At 67.4% G+C, this 17,021-nt stretch carries 16 protein-coding genes; 4 read left to right on the top strand and 12 right to left on the bottom strand.

Translation table 11 applies throughout. The features are described 5' to 3' along the window. Window positions 1-62: 62 nt before the first annotated feature. The 5 genes from DEJ46_RS34740 to DEJ46_RS34720 all read right to left on the bottom strand — a co-directional run bounded on the left by DEJ46_RS34740 (window position 63) and on the right by DEJ46_RS34720 (window position 4,604). On the bottom strand, window positions 63-1,352 hold the full coding sequence (locus DEJ46_RS34740) for a DUF6986 family protein (RefSeq protein WP_150272763.1): 1,290 nt from the start codon (window positions 1,350-1,352) through the stop codon (window positions 63-65). Window positions 1,353-1,505: 153 nt separating this feature from the next. Further along, window positions 1,506-2,468 carry an electron transfer flavoprotein subunit alpha/FixB family protein gene (locus DEJ46_RS34735; RefSeq protein WP_150272761.1) on the bottom strand — a complete coding sequence of 321 codons (963 nt, stop codon included), beginning with the start codon at window positions 2,466-2,468 and terminating at the stop codon, window positions 1,506-1,508. A 102-nt stretch (window positions 2,469-2,570) separates the two neighbouring features. Then, entirely contained in the window at window positions 2,571-3,356 is a 786-nt protein-coding gene (locus tag DEJ46_RS34730; RefSeq protein ID WP_150272759.1) for an electron transfer flavoprotein subunit beta/FixA family protein, read from the bottom strand. A 199-nt stretch (window positions 3,357-3,555) separates the two neighbouring features. Beyond that, complete coding sequence (locus DEJ46_RS34725; protein WP_150272757.1) at window positions 3,556-4,080, bottom strand: flavin reductase family protein; 525 nt, start codon at window positions 4,078-4,080, stop codon at window positions 3,556-3,558. Between the two features lie 197 nt (window positions 4,081-4,277). Beyond that, window positions 4,278-4,604: a TlpA family protein disulfide reductase gene (locus DEJ46_RS34720; protein WP_150272755.1), complete on the bottom strand. Its 327-nt coding sequence runs from the start codon at window positions 4,602-4,604 to the stop codon at window positions 4,278-4,280. Window positions 4,605-4,834: 230 nt separating this feature from the next. On the opposite strand from DEJ46_RS34720, the gene DEJ46_RS34715 reads away from it, so the two are divergent. Next, window positions 4,835-5,557, top strand: coding sequence for a lysophospholipid acyltransferase family protein (locus DEJ46_RS34715; RefSeq protein ID WP_150272753.1), 723 nt, complete (start codon window positions 4,835-4,837; stop codon window positions 5,555-5,557). 98 nt (window positions 5,558-5,655) lie between these two features. On the opposite strand, the gene DEJ46_RS34710 is transcribed toward DEJ46_RS34715, so the two are convergent. The 5 genes from DEJ46_RS34710 to DEJ46_RS34690 form a co-directional block, all read right to left on the bottom strand. Then, window positions 5,656-6,255: a transglutaminase-like domain-containing protein gene (locus tag DEJ46_RS34710; protein WP_150272751.1), complete on the bottom strand. Its 600-nt coding sequence runs from the start codon at window positions 6,253-6,255 to the stop codon at window positions 5,656-5,658. Window positions 6,256-6,338: 83 nt separating this feature from the next. Beyond that, window positions 6,339-7,421 carry a threonine aldolase family protein gene (locus tag DEJ46_RS34705; protein WP_150275023.1) on the bottom strand — a complete coding sequence of 361 codons (1,083 nt, stop codon included), beginning with the start codon at window positions 7,419-7,421 and terminating at the stop codon, window positions 6,339-6,341. Continuing rightward, on the bottom strand, window positions 7,418-8,179 hold the full coding sequence (locus tag DEJ46_RS34700) for an SDR family oxidoreductase (RefSeq protein WP_150275021.1): 762 nt from the start codon (window positions 8,177-8,179) through the stop codon (window positions 7,418-7,420). Before DEJ46_RS34700 ends, DEJ46_RS34705 begins: the two co-directional genes overlap by 4 nt. A 35-nt stretch (window positions 8,180-8,214) precedes the next feature. Continuing rightward, complete coding sequence (locus DEJ46_RS34695) at window positions 8,215-9,621, bottom strand: DUF6421 family protein (RefSeq protein WP_150272749.1); 1,407 nt, start codon at window positions 9,619-9,621, stop codon at window positions 8,215-8,217. A 190-nt stretch (window positions 9,622-9,811) separates the two neighbouring features. Beyond that, on the bottom strand, window positions 9,812-10,363 hold the full coding sequence (locus DEJ46_RS34690) for a GNAT family N-acetyltransferase (protein ID WP_150272734.1): 552 nt from the start codon (window positions 10,361-10,363) through the stop codon (window positions 9,812-9,814). Window positions 10,364-10,523: 160 nt separating this feature from the next. Here DEJ46_RS34690 and DEJ46_RS34685 point away from each other — a divergent pair, with 160 nt between their 5' ends. From DEJ46_RS34685 to DEJ46_RS34675, 3 genes are all read left to right on the top strand, one after another. Beyond that, window positions 10,524-11,099 carry a DUF5134 domain-containing protein gene (locus DEJ46_RS34685; RefSeq protein ID WP_150272732.1) on the top strand — a complete coding sequence of 192 codons (576 nt, stop codon included), beginning with the start codon at window positions 10,524-10,526 and terminating at the stop codon, window positions 11,097-11,099. A 145-nt stretch (window positions 11,100-11,244) separates the two neighbouring features. Next, window positions 11,245-12,180 carry a M56 family metallopeptidase gene (locus DEJ46_RS34680; protein ID WP_150272730.1) on the top strand — a complete coding sequence of 312 codons (936 nt, stop codon included), beginning with the start codon at window positions 11,245-11,247 and terminating at the stop codon, window positions 12,178-12,180. 82 nt (window positions 12,181-12,262) lie between these two features. Continuing rightward, window positions 12,263-12,895 (top strand): phosphatase PAP2 family protein, encoded by a 633-nt coding sequence (locus DEJ46_RS34675; RefSeq protein WP_150272729.1) that lies wholly within the window; start codon window positions 12,263-12,265, stop codon window positions 12,893-12,895. A 1,293-nt stretch (window positions 12,896-14,188) separates the two neighbouring features. On the opposite strand, the gene DEJ46_RS34670 is transcribed toward DEJ46_RS34675, so the two are convergent. Both DEJ46_RS34670 and DEJ46_RS34665 read right to left on the bottom strand, forming a co-directional pair. Next, a complete protein-coding gene (locus DEJ46_RS34670) occupies window positions 14,189-14,527 on the bottom strand; it encodes a hypothetical protein (RefSeq protein WP_150272727.1) in 339 nt (112 codons plus the stop codon). 796 nt (window positions 14,528-15,323) lie between these two features. Beyond that, on the bottom strand, window positions 15,324-16,454 hold the full coding sequence (locus DEJ46_RS34665) for an AAA family ATPase (RefSeq protein WP_150272725.1): 1,131 nt from the start codon (window positions 16,452-16,454) through the stop codon (window positions 15,324-15,326). Between the last annotated feature and the right edge of the window lie 567 nt (window positions 16,455-17,021).

Here is a 17,021-nt window from a genome sequence, read left to right as displayed (position 1 = left end):
CCCCCGTGCCGCGCAGGTGCGCGGGGACGGGGTGCGGGGGCAGTCCGCCGGGAATCCGGAGACTATTCGGCCGAAGCGGTGAGGTCACCACGGCGCGGGGCCGCGAAACGGTCCAGGGCGGCGCGGCTCATGCCGGTGAGGGCGTCGACCTCGGCCGTGTCGAGTGCCCCGCAGTCGATGCCGCGCAGCAGGTACGAGGAGAGCGCCTTGGCGGTGGCGGGCTCGTCCATGACGTCGCCGCCCGCGTGGTTGGCGTAGGCGGAGAGCCGCTTGGCGGCTGCCTCGAAGCCCTCGCGGTAGAAGGCGAAGACGGCGGCGTAACGGGTGGGGATGTGGCCGGGGTGCATGTCCCAGCCCTGGTAGTAGGCGCGGGAGAGGGCGCGGCGGGTCAGGCCGTAATGCAGGCGCCAGGCCTCGTGGACGTGCTCCTTGGAGCCGACCGGGAGGACGTTGGTGGAGCCGTCGGAGACGCGGACGCCGGTGCCGGCGGCGGCGACCTGCATGATCGCCTTGGCGTGGTCGGCGGCGGGGTGGTCGCTGGCCTGGTAGGCGGCGGAGACGCCGAGGCAGGCGCTGTAGTCGAAGGTGCCGTAGTGCAGGCCGGTCGCGCGGCCCTCGGCGGCGCCGATCATGCGGGCGACGGCGGCGGTGCCGTCGGTGGCCAGGATGGACTGGCTGGTCTCGATCTGGATCTCGAAGCCGAGGCGGCCGGCGTCCAGGCCGTGGGCCTTCTCGAAGGCCTCCAGGAGGCGGACGAAGGCGGAGACCTGCTCGGGGTAGGTCACCTTGGGCAGGGTGAGGACGAGGCCGTCGGGAAGGCCGCCGTTCTCCAGCAGGCCGGTGAGGAAGACGTCGGTGGTGCGGATGCCCCGGTCGCGTACCGCGGACTCCATGCACTTCATCCGGATGCCCATGTACGGGGCGGCCGTGCCGTTCGCGTACGCCTCCGAGATCAGCCGGGCGGCCCGGGCGGCGTCCTGGTCCTCGTCCTGGCCCGCGTACCCGTCCTCGAAGTCGACCCGGAGGTCCTCGATCGGCTCGCGCTCCAGCTTGGCGCGCACACGGCTGTAGACGTCCTCGGCGAGGTCGTCGGTGAGGCCGAGGACGGCCGCGAAGGAGGCGGCGTCCGGGGCGTGCTCGTCGAGGGCGGCGAGCGCCTGGTCACCCCAGGAGCGGACGGTGTCGGCGTCGAAGACGTTGCCGGGGACGTAGACCGTGTGGACGGGCTGGCGGGTGCCGGGGTCTCCCGGGTAGCGACGGTCGAGCTCTGCGTCCACCGCCGCCAGGGAGGCGCTGATGCCCTCGCTGACCGCGCCCGCGAGGCTCGTCGACACCTTCTCCTGCTGACCCATTCCACACCCTCCTGTTTTCCGCTGCACGGAATCAACAATCCGTATAGCGAAGTTAATAGTCGGCCTGGACTCACGTCAATGGCTGTCCGAAACGGCCGGGGGCCGCGCGGCGACGAATCGCCACGCGGCCCCCGGACCGTACAGAACCGCAGGTCAGCCCTTGCGGGCCTGAACCTCGGCGGTCAGCTGCGGGACGACGTCGAAGAGGTCGCCCACCACGCCGTAGTCGACGAGGTCGAAGATCGGAGCCTCGGCGTCCTTGTTGATGGCGACGATGGTCTTCGAGGTCTGCATGCCCGCGCGGTGCTGGATCGCGCCGGAGATGCCGGAGGCGATGTACAGCTGCGGCGAGACCGACTTGCCGGTCTGGCCGACCTGGTTGGAGTGCGGGTACCAGCCGGCGTCGACGGCGGCGCGCGAGGCGCCGACGGCGGCACCGAGCGAGTCGGCGAGCGCCTCGATGATCGCGAAGTTCTCGGCACCGTTGACGCCACGGCCACCGGAGACCACGATCGCGGCCTCGGTCAGCTCCGGGCGGCCGGTCGACTCGCGCGGGGTGCGCGCGGTGACCTTGGTGCCGGTGGCCAGCGGGCCGAAGGAGACCGCGAGGGCCTCGACGGCGCCGGCGGCCGGGGCGGCCTCGACCGGGGCCGAGTTCGGCTTGACCGTGATGACCGGGGTGCCCTTGGAGACACGGGACTTGGTGGTGAACGAGGCGGCGAACGCGGCCTGCGTCGCGACCGGGCCCTCGTCGCCGGCCTCGATGTCCACGGCGTCGGTGATGACACCGGAGCCGATGCGGACGGCGAGGCGGGCGGCGATCTCCTTGCCCTCTGCGGAGGACGGGACCAGGACGGCGGCCGGGGACACGGCGTCGTACGCGGCCTGGAGGGCGTCGACCTTCGGGACGACGAGGTACTCGGCGAACTCGGGGGCGTCGGCGGTGAGGACCTTCACGGCACCGTGCTCGGCGAGCGCGGCGGCGGTGTCGGCGGCGCCGTTGCCGAGCGCGACGGCGACCGGCTCGCCGAGGCGGCGGGCGAGCGTCAGCAGCTCCAGGGTGGGCTTGCGGACGGCACCGTCGACGTGGTCGACGTAGACGAGAATCTCAGCCATGGGACTTCAGTCTCCTGCGAACGAAAAGGGACGGACGGAACGGCTCGCGCGAGCCCTTAGTTGCTGTGTCGGCCCGGGGGACGACCCCCGGACCCCCAGCAGCTAGATGAACTTCTGGCTCGCGAGGAACTCGGCGAGCTGCTTGCCGCCCTCGCCCTCGTCCTTGACGATCGTGCCCGCAGTGCGCGCCGGGCGCTCGGCGGCCGAGTCGACCCGCGTCCAGGAACCCTCGAGGCCGACCTCGTCGGCGTCGATGTCGAGGTCGTCGAGCTCCAGGGACTCCACCGGCTTCTTCTTGGCGGCCATGATGCCCTTGAAGGAGGGGTAGCGCGCCTCGCCCGACTGGTCCGTGACGGACACGACGGCCGGAAGCGCGGCCTCCAGCTGCTCGGAGGCGGTGTCGCCGTCGCGGCGGCCGGTGACCTTGCCGTCCTCGATCTTGACCTCGGAGAGCAGCGTGACCTGCGGGACACCCAGGCGCTCGGCGAGGATCGCCGGCAGGACACCCATGGTGCCGTCGGTGGAGGCCATACCGGCGATGACGACGTCGTAGCCGGTCTTCTCGATCGCCTTGGCGAGCACGAGCGACGTCGCCATGACGTCACTGCCGTGCAGGTCGTCGTCCTCGACGTGGACGGCCTTGTCGGCGCCCATGGACAGCGCCTTGCGCAGCGCGTCCTTGGCGTCCTCGGGGCCGACCGTCAGCACGGTGACCTCCGCGTCGTCCGCCTCTTCGGCGATCTGCAGGGCCTGCTCGACCGCGTACTCGTCGAGCTCCGACAGCAGGCCGTCGACGTCGTCGCGGTCGACCGTCAGGTCGTCCGCGAACTTACGGTCTCCGGTCGCGTCGGGCACGTACTTCACACAGACAACGATCCTCAAGCTCACGCCGGCTCTCCTACTGCATCGTCATAACTTGGCTGCCTTGTTGCTCGCAGCATAGGCGCCTGAAGGGCGGGTTTCCGGTCGGGGCACCGGACGCCCCGACCGAAATATTACTCGTCAGTACACCCAGTCCGTTACCAGTAAGCAAGCGCTCAGCCATGTGACCTTGACAACGCACGGTGAGGGAGGCGTACGGGAACTCTCAGTCGCGCAGCGCGTTGAAGCGCCCGTGGTGATAGAGGAGCGGGCGGCCCGCCCCGTCCGGGTCCCCGGCGACGGCCTGCGCGATCACGATCCGGTGGTCGCCCGCGGGCACCCGGGCCACCACGCGGCAGACCAGCCAGGCGAGAACGCCGTCCAGGACGGGCACTCCCTCCGGCCCCAGGCTCCAGCGGGTGTCCCCGCCGAAGCGGTCGGCACCGCTGCGCGCGAAGGTGGCGGCCAGCTCCTGCTGGTGCTCGCCGAGTATGTGCACGCCGATGTGCTCGGCCTCGGACACCACGGGCCAGCTGGAGGAGGTGGTGCCCACCCCGAAGGAGATCAGCGGGGGCTCGGCGGCGACGGAGTTGAGCGAGGTCGCGGTGAAGCCGACCGGGTGCTCGCCGTGCGCGGTGATCACCGCGACACCGGCGGCATGCCGGCGGAAGACGGAGCGGAGCAGATCGGGAGAGGCCTGCCGGGGTGCGCCGATCGTGGGAGCGGTACGGAGGTCGGGCGTGACCGTCATGGAATTGTCCTTCTGCGAGGGCGTCATGAGGGGAGTCCTGAGGTGGTCAGACACCCGGACAGCGCGCGCTCGCGTTGCGGGCCAGGTCCACGTGGGCCCGGCCGTAGAGAAGGAGTTCTGGGGGCACTCCGCCAGGGTGACGATCGTCGGCGGGGGCAGTCAAGTGCGTACCGGGATATGGGAGAAGTGTCACGGCGTCAGACCGCCTGCCCCAGCGCCGCGATGACGTCGGCCCTGCGGGGCTGGCCCGACGCTCTGCGGACGACCCGGCCGGCGCGGTCGAGGACGAGCACGGTGGGTGTCTTCGCGATGCCCAGCTCCCGTACGAGATCGAGCCGTTCCTCCGCGTCGATCTCCACGTGCCCGACTCCCGGCACCATGGCGGCGACCTCGGCGAGGGTGCGGCGGGTGGCGCGGCAGGGCTGGCAGAAGGCGGTCGAGAACTGCACGAGGGTGGCCCGCTCGCCCAGCTCGGCGCCGAGCCGCTCCGGCCGCAGGATCTCCACGCCCAGGGCCTCCGACATCCTTCTCCCCTTTCCCGTACGTCTCTTCTCCCCCACCAGCAGCGTCGCACGGGACCGTTCGATTCCCGCCACCGGCCACCCGGGGTGACGAGAATCTCTCTGTACGAAGGCGTCTGGACTGGTCACGGCGCCCCACATGGGGCACGATCTGCCCAAAGCCGAAAACCTACGGCCGCGTAACTTCGCCGGGAGAATCCGCTCCGGGCACACGAAGAAGAGGTTCCTCTCCGATGGCAGAACTCGTCTATCGACCGGTCGTCGGTGCCGCGCTCACGCTGTTCAAGGCGCTCGACCTGAAGATCGACACGCAGGGTTCCGAGAACATCCCCCGCACGGGCGGCGCTGTGCTCGTGAGCAACCACATCAGCTATCTGGACTTCATCTTCACGGGGCTCGCGGCCCTGCCGCAGAAGCGGCTCGTGCGCTTCATGGCGAAGGACTCCGTCTTCAAGCACAAGATCTCCGGGCCGCTGATGCGCGGCATGCGGCACATCCCCGTCGACCGCTCCGCGGGCGAGCACGCCTACAAGCACGCGCTGGAGTCGCTGCGGGCCGGCGAGATCATCGGCGTCTTCCCCGAGGCGACCATCTCCCAGTCCTTCACGCTCAAGGGCTTCAAGACCGGTGCGGCGCGCCTGGCGCAGGAGGCGGGCGTCCCGCTGATCCCGATGGCGCTCTGGGGCACCCAGCGGGTGTGGACGAAGGGCCACCCCCGCAACTTCAAGCGAAGCCACATCCCGGTGACGATCCGCGTCGGCGAGCCCCTGGAGGCCCCCGCCGACCAGTACGCGGGCGCCATCACGCGACGGCTGCGCGAGCGCGTCCAGGAGCTCCTGGAGGCCGCGCAGCGCGCCTACCCGGTCCGCCCGAAGGACGCGAACGACACGTGGTGGGTGCCCGCGCACCTCGGCGGTACGGCTCCGACGCCGGCCCAGGTCAAGGAAGCGGGCTGACCCGGCCCGCGGGCGGGGTCACCGTCCCGTAAGCGAGTTCACCGTCCCGTAAGCGAGTTCACCGTCCCGTAAGCGCGGTCATCGCCCCGCGGGCGAGGTCACAGCTCCGTGGGGAGCGTCCGCCAGAGGTGCGGCCGGTCCGGGGCCGCCTTGAGCGCGCCCAGGACCGCCGGATGCGGTTCGGCGTACAGCCGCGGGTAGTCCACCTCGCCCAGCTCCGGCCGTACGGTCCAGGCGAGGCGCTCCTCCCCCAGCGAGAACCGGGCGTCGACGCCCGGTTTGTTGCCCCGCACGTCCTGCCGGGCCCACGTCCGCTCGCCGGGCAGCAGGAGGGCGACGAGGCCGTGGATCACGGGGTTCGTGCCGTCGTCCTCCGCGAGCCGCTGGTAGCAGAGGGCGGCCGGGACGGAGCGGGCGCGCAGCAGCGCGGCGTACGCGACGGACTTGGCGTAGCAGATGCCGGTGCGCTGCTCCAGGACGTCGGAGGCGCGCCAGGTCACGCGGAGGTCGCCCGAGTCCTGGGAGTGCGGGATGGTGTCGCGTACGTACGCGAAGGCCGCCTCGGCGTATGAGTATGCGTCGGGATGCTCATCGGAGAGCTGGGCTGCCACCTCCCTGACCAGCGGATGGTCATGGTCGACGGCCTCGCCGACCGCGAGGTAGGCCGATACGCCGGGGTGCTGCTGCACGAGTTCCATGCGGTGTGAGCGTAAGGAAACGGCCGGACAGAAGTCAATGACTTTCCGTCCGGCCGCATATTCATGCAATTTCAGCGGTGACTCTACTGCCGCGCCATCTCTTCCTTCAGCGCCTGGAGGAAGGCGTCCACGTCGTCCTCCGTGGTGTCGAAGGCGCACATCCAGCGCACATCGCCGGCCGCCTCGTCCCAGAAGTAGAAGCGGAACCGTTCCTGCAGTCGCCTGCTCACCTCGTGCGGGAGCCGCGCGAAGACCGCGTTGGCCTGCACCGGGTAGAGGATCTCCACGCCGCCCACCGCGCGCACGCCCGCCGCGAGGCGCTGGGCCATCGCGTTGGCGTGCCGGGCGTTGCGCAGCCACAGGTCCTTGGCGAGAAGCGCCTCCAGCTGCACCGACACGAAGCGCATCTTCGAGGCGAGCTGCATGGACAGCTTGCGCAGGTGCTTCATGTGGCTGACCGCGTCCGGGTTGAGGACGATCACGGCCTCACCGAAGATCATGCCGTTCTTCGTCCCGCCGTACGAGATCACGTCCACGCCCACCGCGTTGGTGAACGCACGCATCGGTACGTCCAGCGAGGCGGCGGCGTTGGCGATGCGGGCCCCGTCGAGATGCACCTTCATGCCCTTGGCATGGGCGTGCTCGACGATCGCGCGGATCTCCTCGACCGTGTAGACGGTGCCCAGCTCGGTGTTCTGGGTGATCGAGACGACCTGCGGCATCGCGCGGTGCTCGTCCTCCCAGCCCCAGGCCTGCCGGTCGATCAGCTCGGGGGTGAGCTTGCCGTCCGGGGTCGGCACGGTGAGCAGCTTGAGGCCACCCATCCGCTCGGGCGCCCCGCCCTCGTCCACGTTGATGTGCGCGGTCTCGGCGCAGACGACGGCGCCCCAGCGGTCCGTGAGCGCCTGGAGGGCGGTCACGTTCGCACCGGTGCCGTTGAAGACCGGGAAGGCCTCGGCGCCGGCTCCGAAGTGGCTGTGGATGACGCGCTGGAGGTGCTCGGTGTACTGGTCCTCGCCGTAGGCGACCTGGTGGCCGCCGTTGGCGAGGGCGAGGGCCGCGAGGACCTCGGGGTGGGCGCCGGCGTAGTTGTCGCTGGCGAAGCCCCGGACCGACGGGTCGTGGCGACGACGTGCGTCGGTCCCGGGGCCGAGGGCCGCTGTCACGGCTTGGGGGTCAGCCACAGACGCTGTCCATTCACTTCCTGGGCGGGCTTGTCCCACAGGCCGACGATCTCGTCGGCGAGGTCCTTGACGTCGGTGAAGCCCGCGAACTTCGCGTTGGGGCGCTCGGCGCGCATGGCGTCGTGCACCAGTGCCTTGATCACCAGGATCGCAGCCGCCGCCTGCGGGCCGTCGTCGCCCCCCAGCTTGCGGAACGAGTCCGCCATGGCGAGGGTCCAGGCCTCGGCGGCCGCCTTGCCGGCGTTGTACGCGGCGTTGTTGGCGAGCGGCTTGTGCGCGCCGACCTGGCTGATCAGGGCGTACCGGCCGCGTCCGCCGGCGCGCAGCAGCCCGTCGTGGAAGGCGAGCGAGGTGTGCTGGACGGTACGGATGAGGAGCTTCTCCAGGAAGTCCCAGTCCTTGAGCTCGGTCTCCGTGAAGGAGGAGCTGCCGCGCCAGCCGCCGACGAGGTGGACCAGGCCGTCGATGCGGCCGAACTCCTTCTCGGTCTTCGCGGCCCAGTCGCGGGTGGCGTCCAGGTCGAGCAGGTCGACCGTGTCGCCGATGACGCGGGCGCCGCCGTGGGCGTAGCGGGCGGCGTCGACGGCCTCCGCGAGGCGCGCCGGGTCGGCGTCGGAGCCGACGACGGTCGCACCCGCCTCGGCGAGGCGCAGCAGGGTCGCGCGTCCCGCGGGGCCGGCCGCGCCGGCCACCGCGATGACGGCACCGTCGAGCGGTCCACCGTTTCCGTTGGCGTTCATGGGCGTCGCCTCCTGGGTGTCCTCGTTGAGGTCGCTCACGCGGCGACCCGCTCGGTGCTCGGGACGTCGGCGGCGGTGATCCCCTTGGTGTCGGCGATCACGCCCTTGAGCTTCTTCGCCAGGGCCTCAAAGAACATGCTGAGCGGAAACTCGTCCGGAAGCACGTCGTCGACCAGCTTGCGCGGCGGAAGCGACAGGTCCAGGGCGTCCGGACCCTTGGCCCACTTCGATCCCGGGTGCGGGGCGAGGTAGGTGGTGACGAACTCGTACGCCTTGAACCAGTGGACCAGCTTCGGACGGTCGATGCCGTCGCGGTAGAGGGTCTCGATCTCGGAGCAGAGGCGGTTGGTGACTTCCGGGGCGCGGTCCCAGTCGATCGTGAGGACGTTGTCCGTCCAGCGCACCACGTCGTTCTTGTGGAGGTACGCGAAGAGGAGCTGGCCGCCCAGACCGTCGTAGTTGCGGTTGCGGTCGCCGGTGAGCGGGAAGCGGAACATCCGGTCGAACAGCACGGCGTACTGCACGTCACGGCCGTGCCCGTTGCCCTCGGCCTCCAGCTTCACGGCCTCCTTGAAGGCGGTGAGGTCGCAGCGGAGCTCCTCCAGGCCGTACATCCAGAACGGCTGGCGCTGCTTGATCATGAAGGGGTCGAAGGGCAGGTCGCCGCGGCTGTGGGCGCGGTCGTGGACCAGGTCCCAGAGGGCGAAGGCCTGCTGGCAGCGCTCCTGGTCGCCGAGCATGACGGCGATGTCCTCGGGCAGCTTCACGCCGAGGGTGTCGACCGCGGCCTCGGTGACCTTGCGGAAGCGCGCGGCCTCGCGGTCGCAGAAGATGCCGCCCCAGGTGAAGCGCTCGGGGACCTCACGGACGGCGACGGTCTCCGGGAAGAGGACGGCCGAGTTGGTGTCGTACCCGGCGGTGAAGTCCTCGAAGGTGATGCCGCAGAAGCCCGGGTTGTCGTAGCGGGTGCGCTCCAGCTCGGAGAGCCACTCCGGCCAGACCATGCGGAGCACGACGGCCTCGAAGTTGCGGTCCAGGTTGCCGTTCTGCGTGTACATCGGGAAGAGCACGAGGTGCTGCAGCCCGTCGGCACGGCCGGTGGACGGGTGGAACTCCATCAGGGAGTCCAGGAAGTCCGGCACGGCGAAGCCGCTCTCGACCCACTTGCGCAGGTCAGCGACGAGGGCGCGGTGGTAGGCGCCGTCGTGCGGGACGAGCGGGGAGAGCTGCTCGACGGCGGCGACCAGCCGGTCCACGGTCAGCTCGACGAGCGCGCGGGCAGGGGCGTCCTCGGCCTCGAAGTCGATCGAGCCGTCGGCGCTCTGCCAGGGGCGGATCTCTTCCACGGCATTCTTGAGCTCGGCCCAAGCAGGGTGGTCGATCACCCTGGCATCGGCGGATATGGCCCCACCGGTCACGTCCTGCACAAGAATTTCCGTCATTCCTCTTCCTCCACAGGAGAACCTCGCGTTAAGACACCGTAACCATCCACGGTTCCTCAACACAAGGGGAGGAAGAGAAATTATCCTGTGCGACCCCCATGGGGACCGAAGTTTTTCCTGTCTGTCGGCCGTGAAGCCACCCTTCCGCCGCGCGGACCGCCTCCGGCCCCTCCCCGCCCGCTACTCTGCGTCAGCTCAGCGGCTTGACCAGCAGCTCGAACCGCAGGTCGTCGCGCTGGGGCACGCCGAAGCGCTCGTCCCCGTACGGGAAGGGGGTCATCCGCCCCGTACGCCGGTAGCCGCGCCGCTCGTACCAGGCGATGAGCTCCTCGCGCACGGAGATCACCGTCATGTGCATCTCGCGGACGTCCCACAGCTCGCTCACCCGCCGCTCGGCCTCCGCGATGATCAGCTTGCCGAGGCCCGCGCCCTGGAGCTCGGGGCGCACGGCGAACATCCCGAAATAGGCGGCCTCGCCGCGGTGCTCCAGCTGGCAGCAGGCGACGACCTCCCCGTCACGCTCGACGACCAGGAGACGGCTGCCCGGGGTGGTGATGACGGCCGCCACGCCCTCGGGGTCGGTGCGCTGCCCCTGGAGGATGTCCGCCTCCGTGGTCCAGCCGCCCCGGCTGGCGTCGCCCCGGTAGGCCGACTCGACGAGCGGGACGAGGACGGGGACGTCCTCCAGGACCGCCTCGCGGTAATCGATCCGGCCGGTCTCCTGGGACGTGGCGGTGTCCATGCGTGCGGGCTCCCCTCGGGTGCTGACGATCGGCGTGCGCGATCGTCCCGAGCCTAACGCGCGCACCTCGCACTCCCCCTCGTACATCCGTGCGCGCCCGTGCGCCCGCGTGCCGTCCCCGGGCGGCGGGCATCCCATCGGGGAGAGGGGGAGGTGTGCTGTGCACGGAGCAAGCCTGTCGGGATGGCTACTGGTCGTGCTCTGCGCCGCGACGGGCGTGTACTGCCTGCTGCGGATGCGCGCGTGCGCCGGGGAGGAGCGGCGGGCCGCGGGCGGCGAGGCCCTGATGGGCCTGGGCATGGCCGTCATGGCGCTGCCGGCGACGGTGGTGGCCCAGCCGGGGTGGAGCTGGGCGGTGTACGCGGCGGTGTTCGGCGGGGCGGCGCTGTTCGGCCTGGCCGGGGCGGCCCGGCGCGGCGGGCACCATCTGCACCACCTCGTCGGCTCGCTCGCCATGCTCTACATGGCGGTGGCGATGGCCGGCCCCGTCGCACAGGGGGCGCACTCGGGGCACGCGATGGGCACGGCGGGCGGCATACCCGTCCTGACGGGCGGACTGCTCCTCTATTACACGGTGTACGTGCTCCGCGCGGGAGCACGGCTCGCGCCGGCGGCCGGGGTGGTGACGGTGCCGGCGGGTGGTCCCGGCCCGGCCTGGGCGCACCGGCCGGAGCTCACCCTCGTGTGCCGGCTCTCGATGGCCCTGGCGATGGTGGCGATGCTCGTGACGCTGTGACTCCTCGGCCGCTGCAGCCGCTGTCGGCACTTTCGGCGCTGTGAGATCGGGCGGACCACGCTGTTCGCGCAACGAAACCGTGGCGTACGTCACTTGAGGTCCGGGGCCATACCCCCGACCAGTACCGCGCTCATAGGGTGGCGCTATGTGGGTCTCCCTCGCGCTGCTCCTGCTCGGCGTCCTGACCGCCCTCGCGGCCCCCCGGCTGCTGGCGCGGGCCGACTGGGCGGAGCGAGAACCCGTGGTCGCGCTCTGGGTGTGGCAGTGCGTGGTGGCGGCGGTACTGCTGAGCTTCGCGCTGTCGATGACGTTCAGCGCGTCGACGGCCTGGCAGGCCGTACGGGGACAGCTCTTCGCGCCCGCCCCGCGCGCGGTGGTCGACGCGTACGAACTCGGCACGACCGGGCCGTGGTCGGGGGTCCTCGCGGTCGCCCTGGCGTGCGGCGGCCTCTGGTCCGGGGCGATGCTCGGCCGGGAGATCGGCCAGGCGCGCGCCCGGCGCAGGCAGCGCCACCGCGAGCTCCTCGTCCGCGCCCCCCTGCTGCCCGGGGAGCGGCCCGGCAGCGAGCGGCTCGTCGTCCTGGAGGGCGAGCGGGCGGACGCGTGGTGGATGGCCGGGGGCGCACCCCAACTGGTCATCACCACGGCCGCGCTGCGCCGCCTGAAAGGCAGGCAGCTGGACGCGGTCCTGGCGCACGAGCAGGGTCACGCCCGGGCCCGGCACGACTGGCTGCTGCACTGCTCGGCCGCGCTCGCCGGAGGCTTTCCGGGGATCCCGGTCTTCGTGGCCTTCCGCGAGGAGATGCACCGGCTGGTGGAGCTGGCCGCCGACGACGTCGCCTCGCGCCGGTTCGGCCGGCTGACGATCGCGCTGGCACTCGTCGAACTGAACGAGGACCGGGGCGTGTTCGGCCCCGGCCAGGCGCCGGACGCGGATCTGCCGCAGCGGGTGCACCGGCTCCTCACGGCGACTCCGCGGCTCACGGCGGGGCGGCGGCTGCGCCTGACCGCCGTCGCGGCCCTGGTGCCCGTGGTCCCGGTTCTCGTGGCCTTCGTCCCGGCGCTCTCCGCGCTGGGTTAGCGGAGGGCGGGGCGGAAGCGGATCATCCGCGGAATGCGGGGCGGACCACCGCCCCGGGCGGGGCGTCGGGCAGGATCGGCGCATGCGCTCCTCCGCTGTGGTCTCCGGAGTCCTGTTCGCCCTGCTTCTCGTGTGCGTCGCCGTCGGCTGGCCGCCCCTGCTCTCCTTCGACCGGTCGGTCGCCGAGGAGTTGCACCGGGACGCCGTCGCCAGACCGGGCGTCACGGGCCTCAACCGCTTCCTCAGCGACTGGGTGTGGGATCCCTGGACGATGCGCGCCCTGGCCGCGGTGACCGTGGTGCTGCTGTGGCGGCGGCGGGAGCGGCTCCTCGCCCTGTGGGTGGCCGGCACGAGCCTCGTCGCGGTGGGGCTGCAGCAGGGGTTGAAGTACGTGGTGGGGCGGGACCGGCCCGTGTGGTCCGACCCGGTCGACTCCGCACGGTACGCGGCCTTCCCCTCCGGGCACGCGATGACCGCGATGGTGACCTGCGGGCTGCTGCTGTGGGTGCTCGCGCTGCACTGGCGGGCGGAGTGGCGCGGCTGGGCCGTCCTCACGAGCGTCGCGGTCGTGTCGGTGCTCGGGGTCGGCTGGACGCGGATCTATCTGGGCGTGCACTGGACGTCGGACGTGCTCGGCGGCTGGCTGCTCGGCTGGTGCTGCGTGGTCGCGGCCGTCCTGACGTACCGCCGGAGGAGAATGGGAGGGAAGCGATGAAGCCGCCTGTCCTGGACGATCCCCCGTGTCGTACAGCACGACTTTCCTACCTGGGGTGATCCATCGGAACCCCAAGGGACGCAAGGAATCCGGGTAACTCAGGATCACTCGACACCACGCATGATCACGAGGTCTTGTGAACCGAGCGTGAACCGATCTTCGGTTCGGTTCCTCGGTCTCGTGTCGCCATGTGACCTCTGATGCGACCTCGTGATCTTGGAATCGCTGTACGGCCACACAAGCCACTACCACGACGCGATCCGACCACAACCCCACCCCAGACAGGAACGTCCCTCACGCAGGCACACAGGGACTCCATGGGCGACGACGCACCCACGCAGTCACAAGGTCGCGTGTGGGTCGTACGTGAATGTCAGTCTGTCGCGATCTTCGAGTCTCATTGATCACCGATTCGACTCTTGGTTTCGGTTGAAGTCGTTTCGAGGTTTCGTTGAAACAACTCACACAAAGACAGTTCGGGAGATCAGGTGTCGGTGTGGGTTGGGGTGTAGGTGGTGTGGGTCTCAAGGATGAGGAGTCGAGGTCATGATCGTTTCGTTCGATTCGAATCGTTCGTTCACACAGTCTGTCGAGGTCACAGAGCGTCGAGACATGTTCGAAGGTCTCAGCATCGATCGTTTCCATGAAATCAAGAAAGATCGATGCAATCTCGACTTCAATTCGAAACCCGAAACGAGATTCCACAAAGGGACCCTAACGAAAGGGGACCCTGCACCTTTGGATTTTGAGGTAATTTAGATTTTGGGTCCCATGATCGTTTGGGGCGGTGGCACCTCACGAGACGAAAAGCGCTCTTCCTCATATCGCTTAAAATAGAACCATAGAATTTCCCATATAGCCAAGCATCGAGAGGAAAGACGAATGGCACCCAGGAAGAAGAGATTTGCGAGCGCGGCCGGGGAATCCGACGGGATTATCTTTAACGTCTACGGCCTCCCCGTGGACTACGAGGAAAACAGGCATGCTTACGGGGCCTTGCGGCGCTGCTCTCTATGTCGCCGGTACAAGCCACGACACCTCTACACACCTTCCGAGTGGCCGAAAGGCGGGTCGGGGTACTGCATATCCTGTCGCCGCGAAGACTCACGCAGACGACGCATCCTCGCAGAAATCGAGAAACGCGAAAGCGCATAGCGGATAAGGTACAATTGGAAGTGCGCGACAAGGCTTCCCGGCGCGTCACGTATATCACAGAAGAAGCCACACACCCCCTTTAACTGGCCTGGTCGGTGTGTGGCTTTTTTGTGCAATGATTCAGGTAGCGACTATTCCCTATTTCAGGTCTTCGGGGTCGATGCCAAGTCGGCGCAGCATGTCCAGGGCTTGCTTCTTCTTGGCGGCCTTGCCGGTGACCTTTGCGGCCTCCTCAGCTTCCAGCTTGTCGGCTAGGCCCTTCTGGCTTCCCGCTTGCTGTACGCCCTTCTGGCGGCTGTACTTGCGGTTCTCGGCCTTGGTCTGGCGTTCCTCTTCGATGGCCAGGCGGAAATGCCCGGCCTCATGTAGTCGAACCAACTCAGCGTTCTGGCCTGATGCTCTTAGGCGTCGGAGGTAATCCAGCGAATATTGTTCGATCTCGACTCGGTCGGGATCGTTGTACTTGTTCTCAGTCATTCTTAGTATTCCTCTCGGAGGGTTTCCCCGGTCGCGGGAAAGTAGCTTACCTTTTTGACGATGCCGCCTCGGCGGGGGCCCTTCTTCTCCAGAATCCCCCCGCCCCCGTCCGGGATCAGGCACCAAGTCCCGAGCTTGACAGTGCCTCCGTCTACGCTTCGGCGGGTTCTAGGTCTGTGAAAGTGATTCCGGCAAAGAGTAACGTCGTCGTCAGAGTAGTCCGGTTCCACAGGGAAATCATCGGGCTCAAGGAAGGTCCCCAGGTCCTTCAACCCCTTAGGGTCCGGCTTCTTCTCTCTTTTCATTTATCCTCTTCTTCTCTCCGAATTTAGTTTCGTAGGGATCGCGAGCTCGGCGGAACCGAGCCGGCAAGTGGGCATCATCAAGGGCCGCTTGAGCCCTCTCGACGTGATCTGTGGACCAAAACTTACGGAACGGGACACCACAGTCTGGGCATTCGTAGAAATGCACCTCTGTGTACTCCTTATTACGGGAAGGCTCTGAGTAAAAACTTCTAATCTTGCGCCCTTTTCGACAGATGGCACAGCCCGCTAGATAGCGGTCACTCCCGTCCATACACAATCCTCACAGTTACAAACTTTCGCGTGTGCGATCTTTCGGTAGGTTTCCATTCCCTTTTCCCACTCTCGGCATTCTTTGTGCTTACAGGTGTGGTCAGGACATACGTCGCTGATTTTCTCGTTGAGTTCTTCCAGGAACTTTCCTGCTGTATATAGTGCCATCGCGAATCATTATCTCAATCCTGCCCTCTTATGCTTCGAGCTAAGCCTAACGCCTACTCTTCCTCTTCTGTGATCGGTTTCAGAATCAGTTCATCCACGAAGTGGGCGTACTGAATTCTTCCCGAGCGGCTTGGGCGCATCTCCCGAGTGATCTTCCCGTCCGCTACCAGTTCATGGAGCACCTTGCCGATAAGGGCTCGCTTGCCCACGACTCCATTGCTGATGCTGTTTGAATTGCATCCGGGGTTGTTCTGGACGAACTCCAACACAGCGGCCCTTTTCTCCTCTGCCGTGTCTGACGGTACATGGAAGGGGATTTCGTCACGGTCTGAGAAATTCTCCAGAGACCACAGGGGGTCGGCCTCGGGGTTGGTGTCGTCAAGTGTGAACCGGCAGACAAGACGAGTTCGTTCGTCCGCGTGGCGCTGCACCTCTCCGCCACGGTCCTTGTCGGCCAGAGTGATATCCAGGATTCCCTTACGGCCCTTGCCGAACGGGCGGACGTTCTTGGCCTGAAAGGCACATCCGGTGAGTACGGCTCTCTTGGCCTGAGAACCGATGGCAAAACCCGATGCGGTGTCCTTCCCGATGTGGTCGACCATGAGTACGGCGCAGCCGGCCCTTGTGAATGGCCGGACAACCTCCAAGTCCCACAGGGTGACGTCATCGGTCGAGTTGGAGTTGAGACCGCCCCATGACGAGATAGCCGTGTTAACCCCATCGATGACTACCAGGTCAAACCCGCCGCGCCACGCAAGGCTCTCGAACAGGTCCCGCGCCCTCTCGGAAATTGGCTTCATCTCCGGGTTCATATAGACCAGGCTGCTGACGATCTGGTCAATGGTGAGTCCGAAGGTGTCATGCAGCCGGTCACCTACCACGTTGTCCGCGATATCCTCGTAGTCGAGATAGAGGACTTGCTTGTCATCCTGGATTGCCTGGGCGACGACCGCATCCACAAGTAGCGACTTACCGCATCCGGACGGCCCGAAAATGGAGTGACTCAAACCGGGATAGACAAGTGAAACCCCATTGGTGCAAGTCCACAGGGTCGGCTGCAATTTCTGTCGTTCGCCGCCGAAGACTCTCGTTAGGTCAACCGCTTCCCAACCGTAGTCGGGCTGGGCTTCATACAGGGCCATCTGCGCGCCTGTGAAGCCGTTCTCATTTACAATCTCTTTCAATCTTTCACTCCACTTACGCCGATCTCCTCCCTGTGGTCTTTTTCAGATTCGCTGCGCGCGTCGCATGTAGAGGTACGTTTTGATTGCTTCCCGGCCTAGGTAGCTCAGGCTACGGGATTCATTCTCGGATAGTTCTTTGAGTTCATCCAAGAGGCTTTCAGGGAGATTTACTCGAACAAACTTTGTAACCTCTCCCGGTGATAGTCGTGGGGCTCCTACTGCCATTGTTAGATTCCTTTCTGCATGGGGTTCGAATTCTCAACCCACCTTAGACTATAATATCACATTATTCGAATTATGCAACTTTCAAGGAGTTTATGAAAACCCCTGCGGGGGCGTGGAAAACCTCCCGCAAATGCCCGTTCGCGTACCTATCCGAGGATCGCACGCTCCCTATCACGGGAGCCTGGCCAGAATAGGGTTACCTGATTCCCAGTTCCCCCTTCTAGGGGGGAACTGTGGGAACCAGGTTGACCAACCTGGTTCCCCGAGGGGCGGGAACCAATAGGGAACCAGGAGGAACCATCCAGAATGTCACGGTACGTGAGCCTGCCGAATGGTTCCCGT

The sequence above is a fragment of the Streptomyces venezuelae genome (assembly GCF_008642375.1).
In the GTDB taxonomy this organism is placed as follows: Bacteria; Actinomycetota; Actinomycetes; order Streptomycetales; family Streptomycetaceae; genus Streptomyces; species Streptomyces venezuelae_G.
The sequence above is the reverse complement of the archived record's forward strand: the minus strand, read 5'-3'. Positions and strand labels throughout refer to the sequence as shown.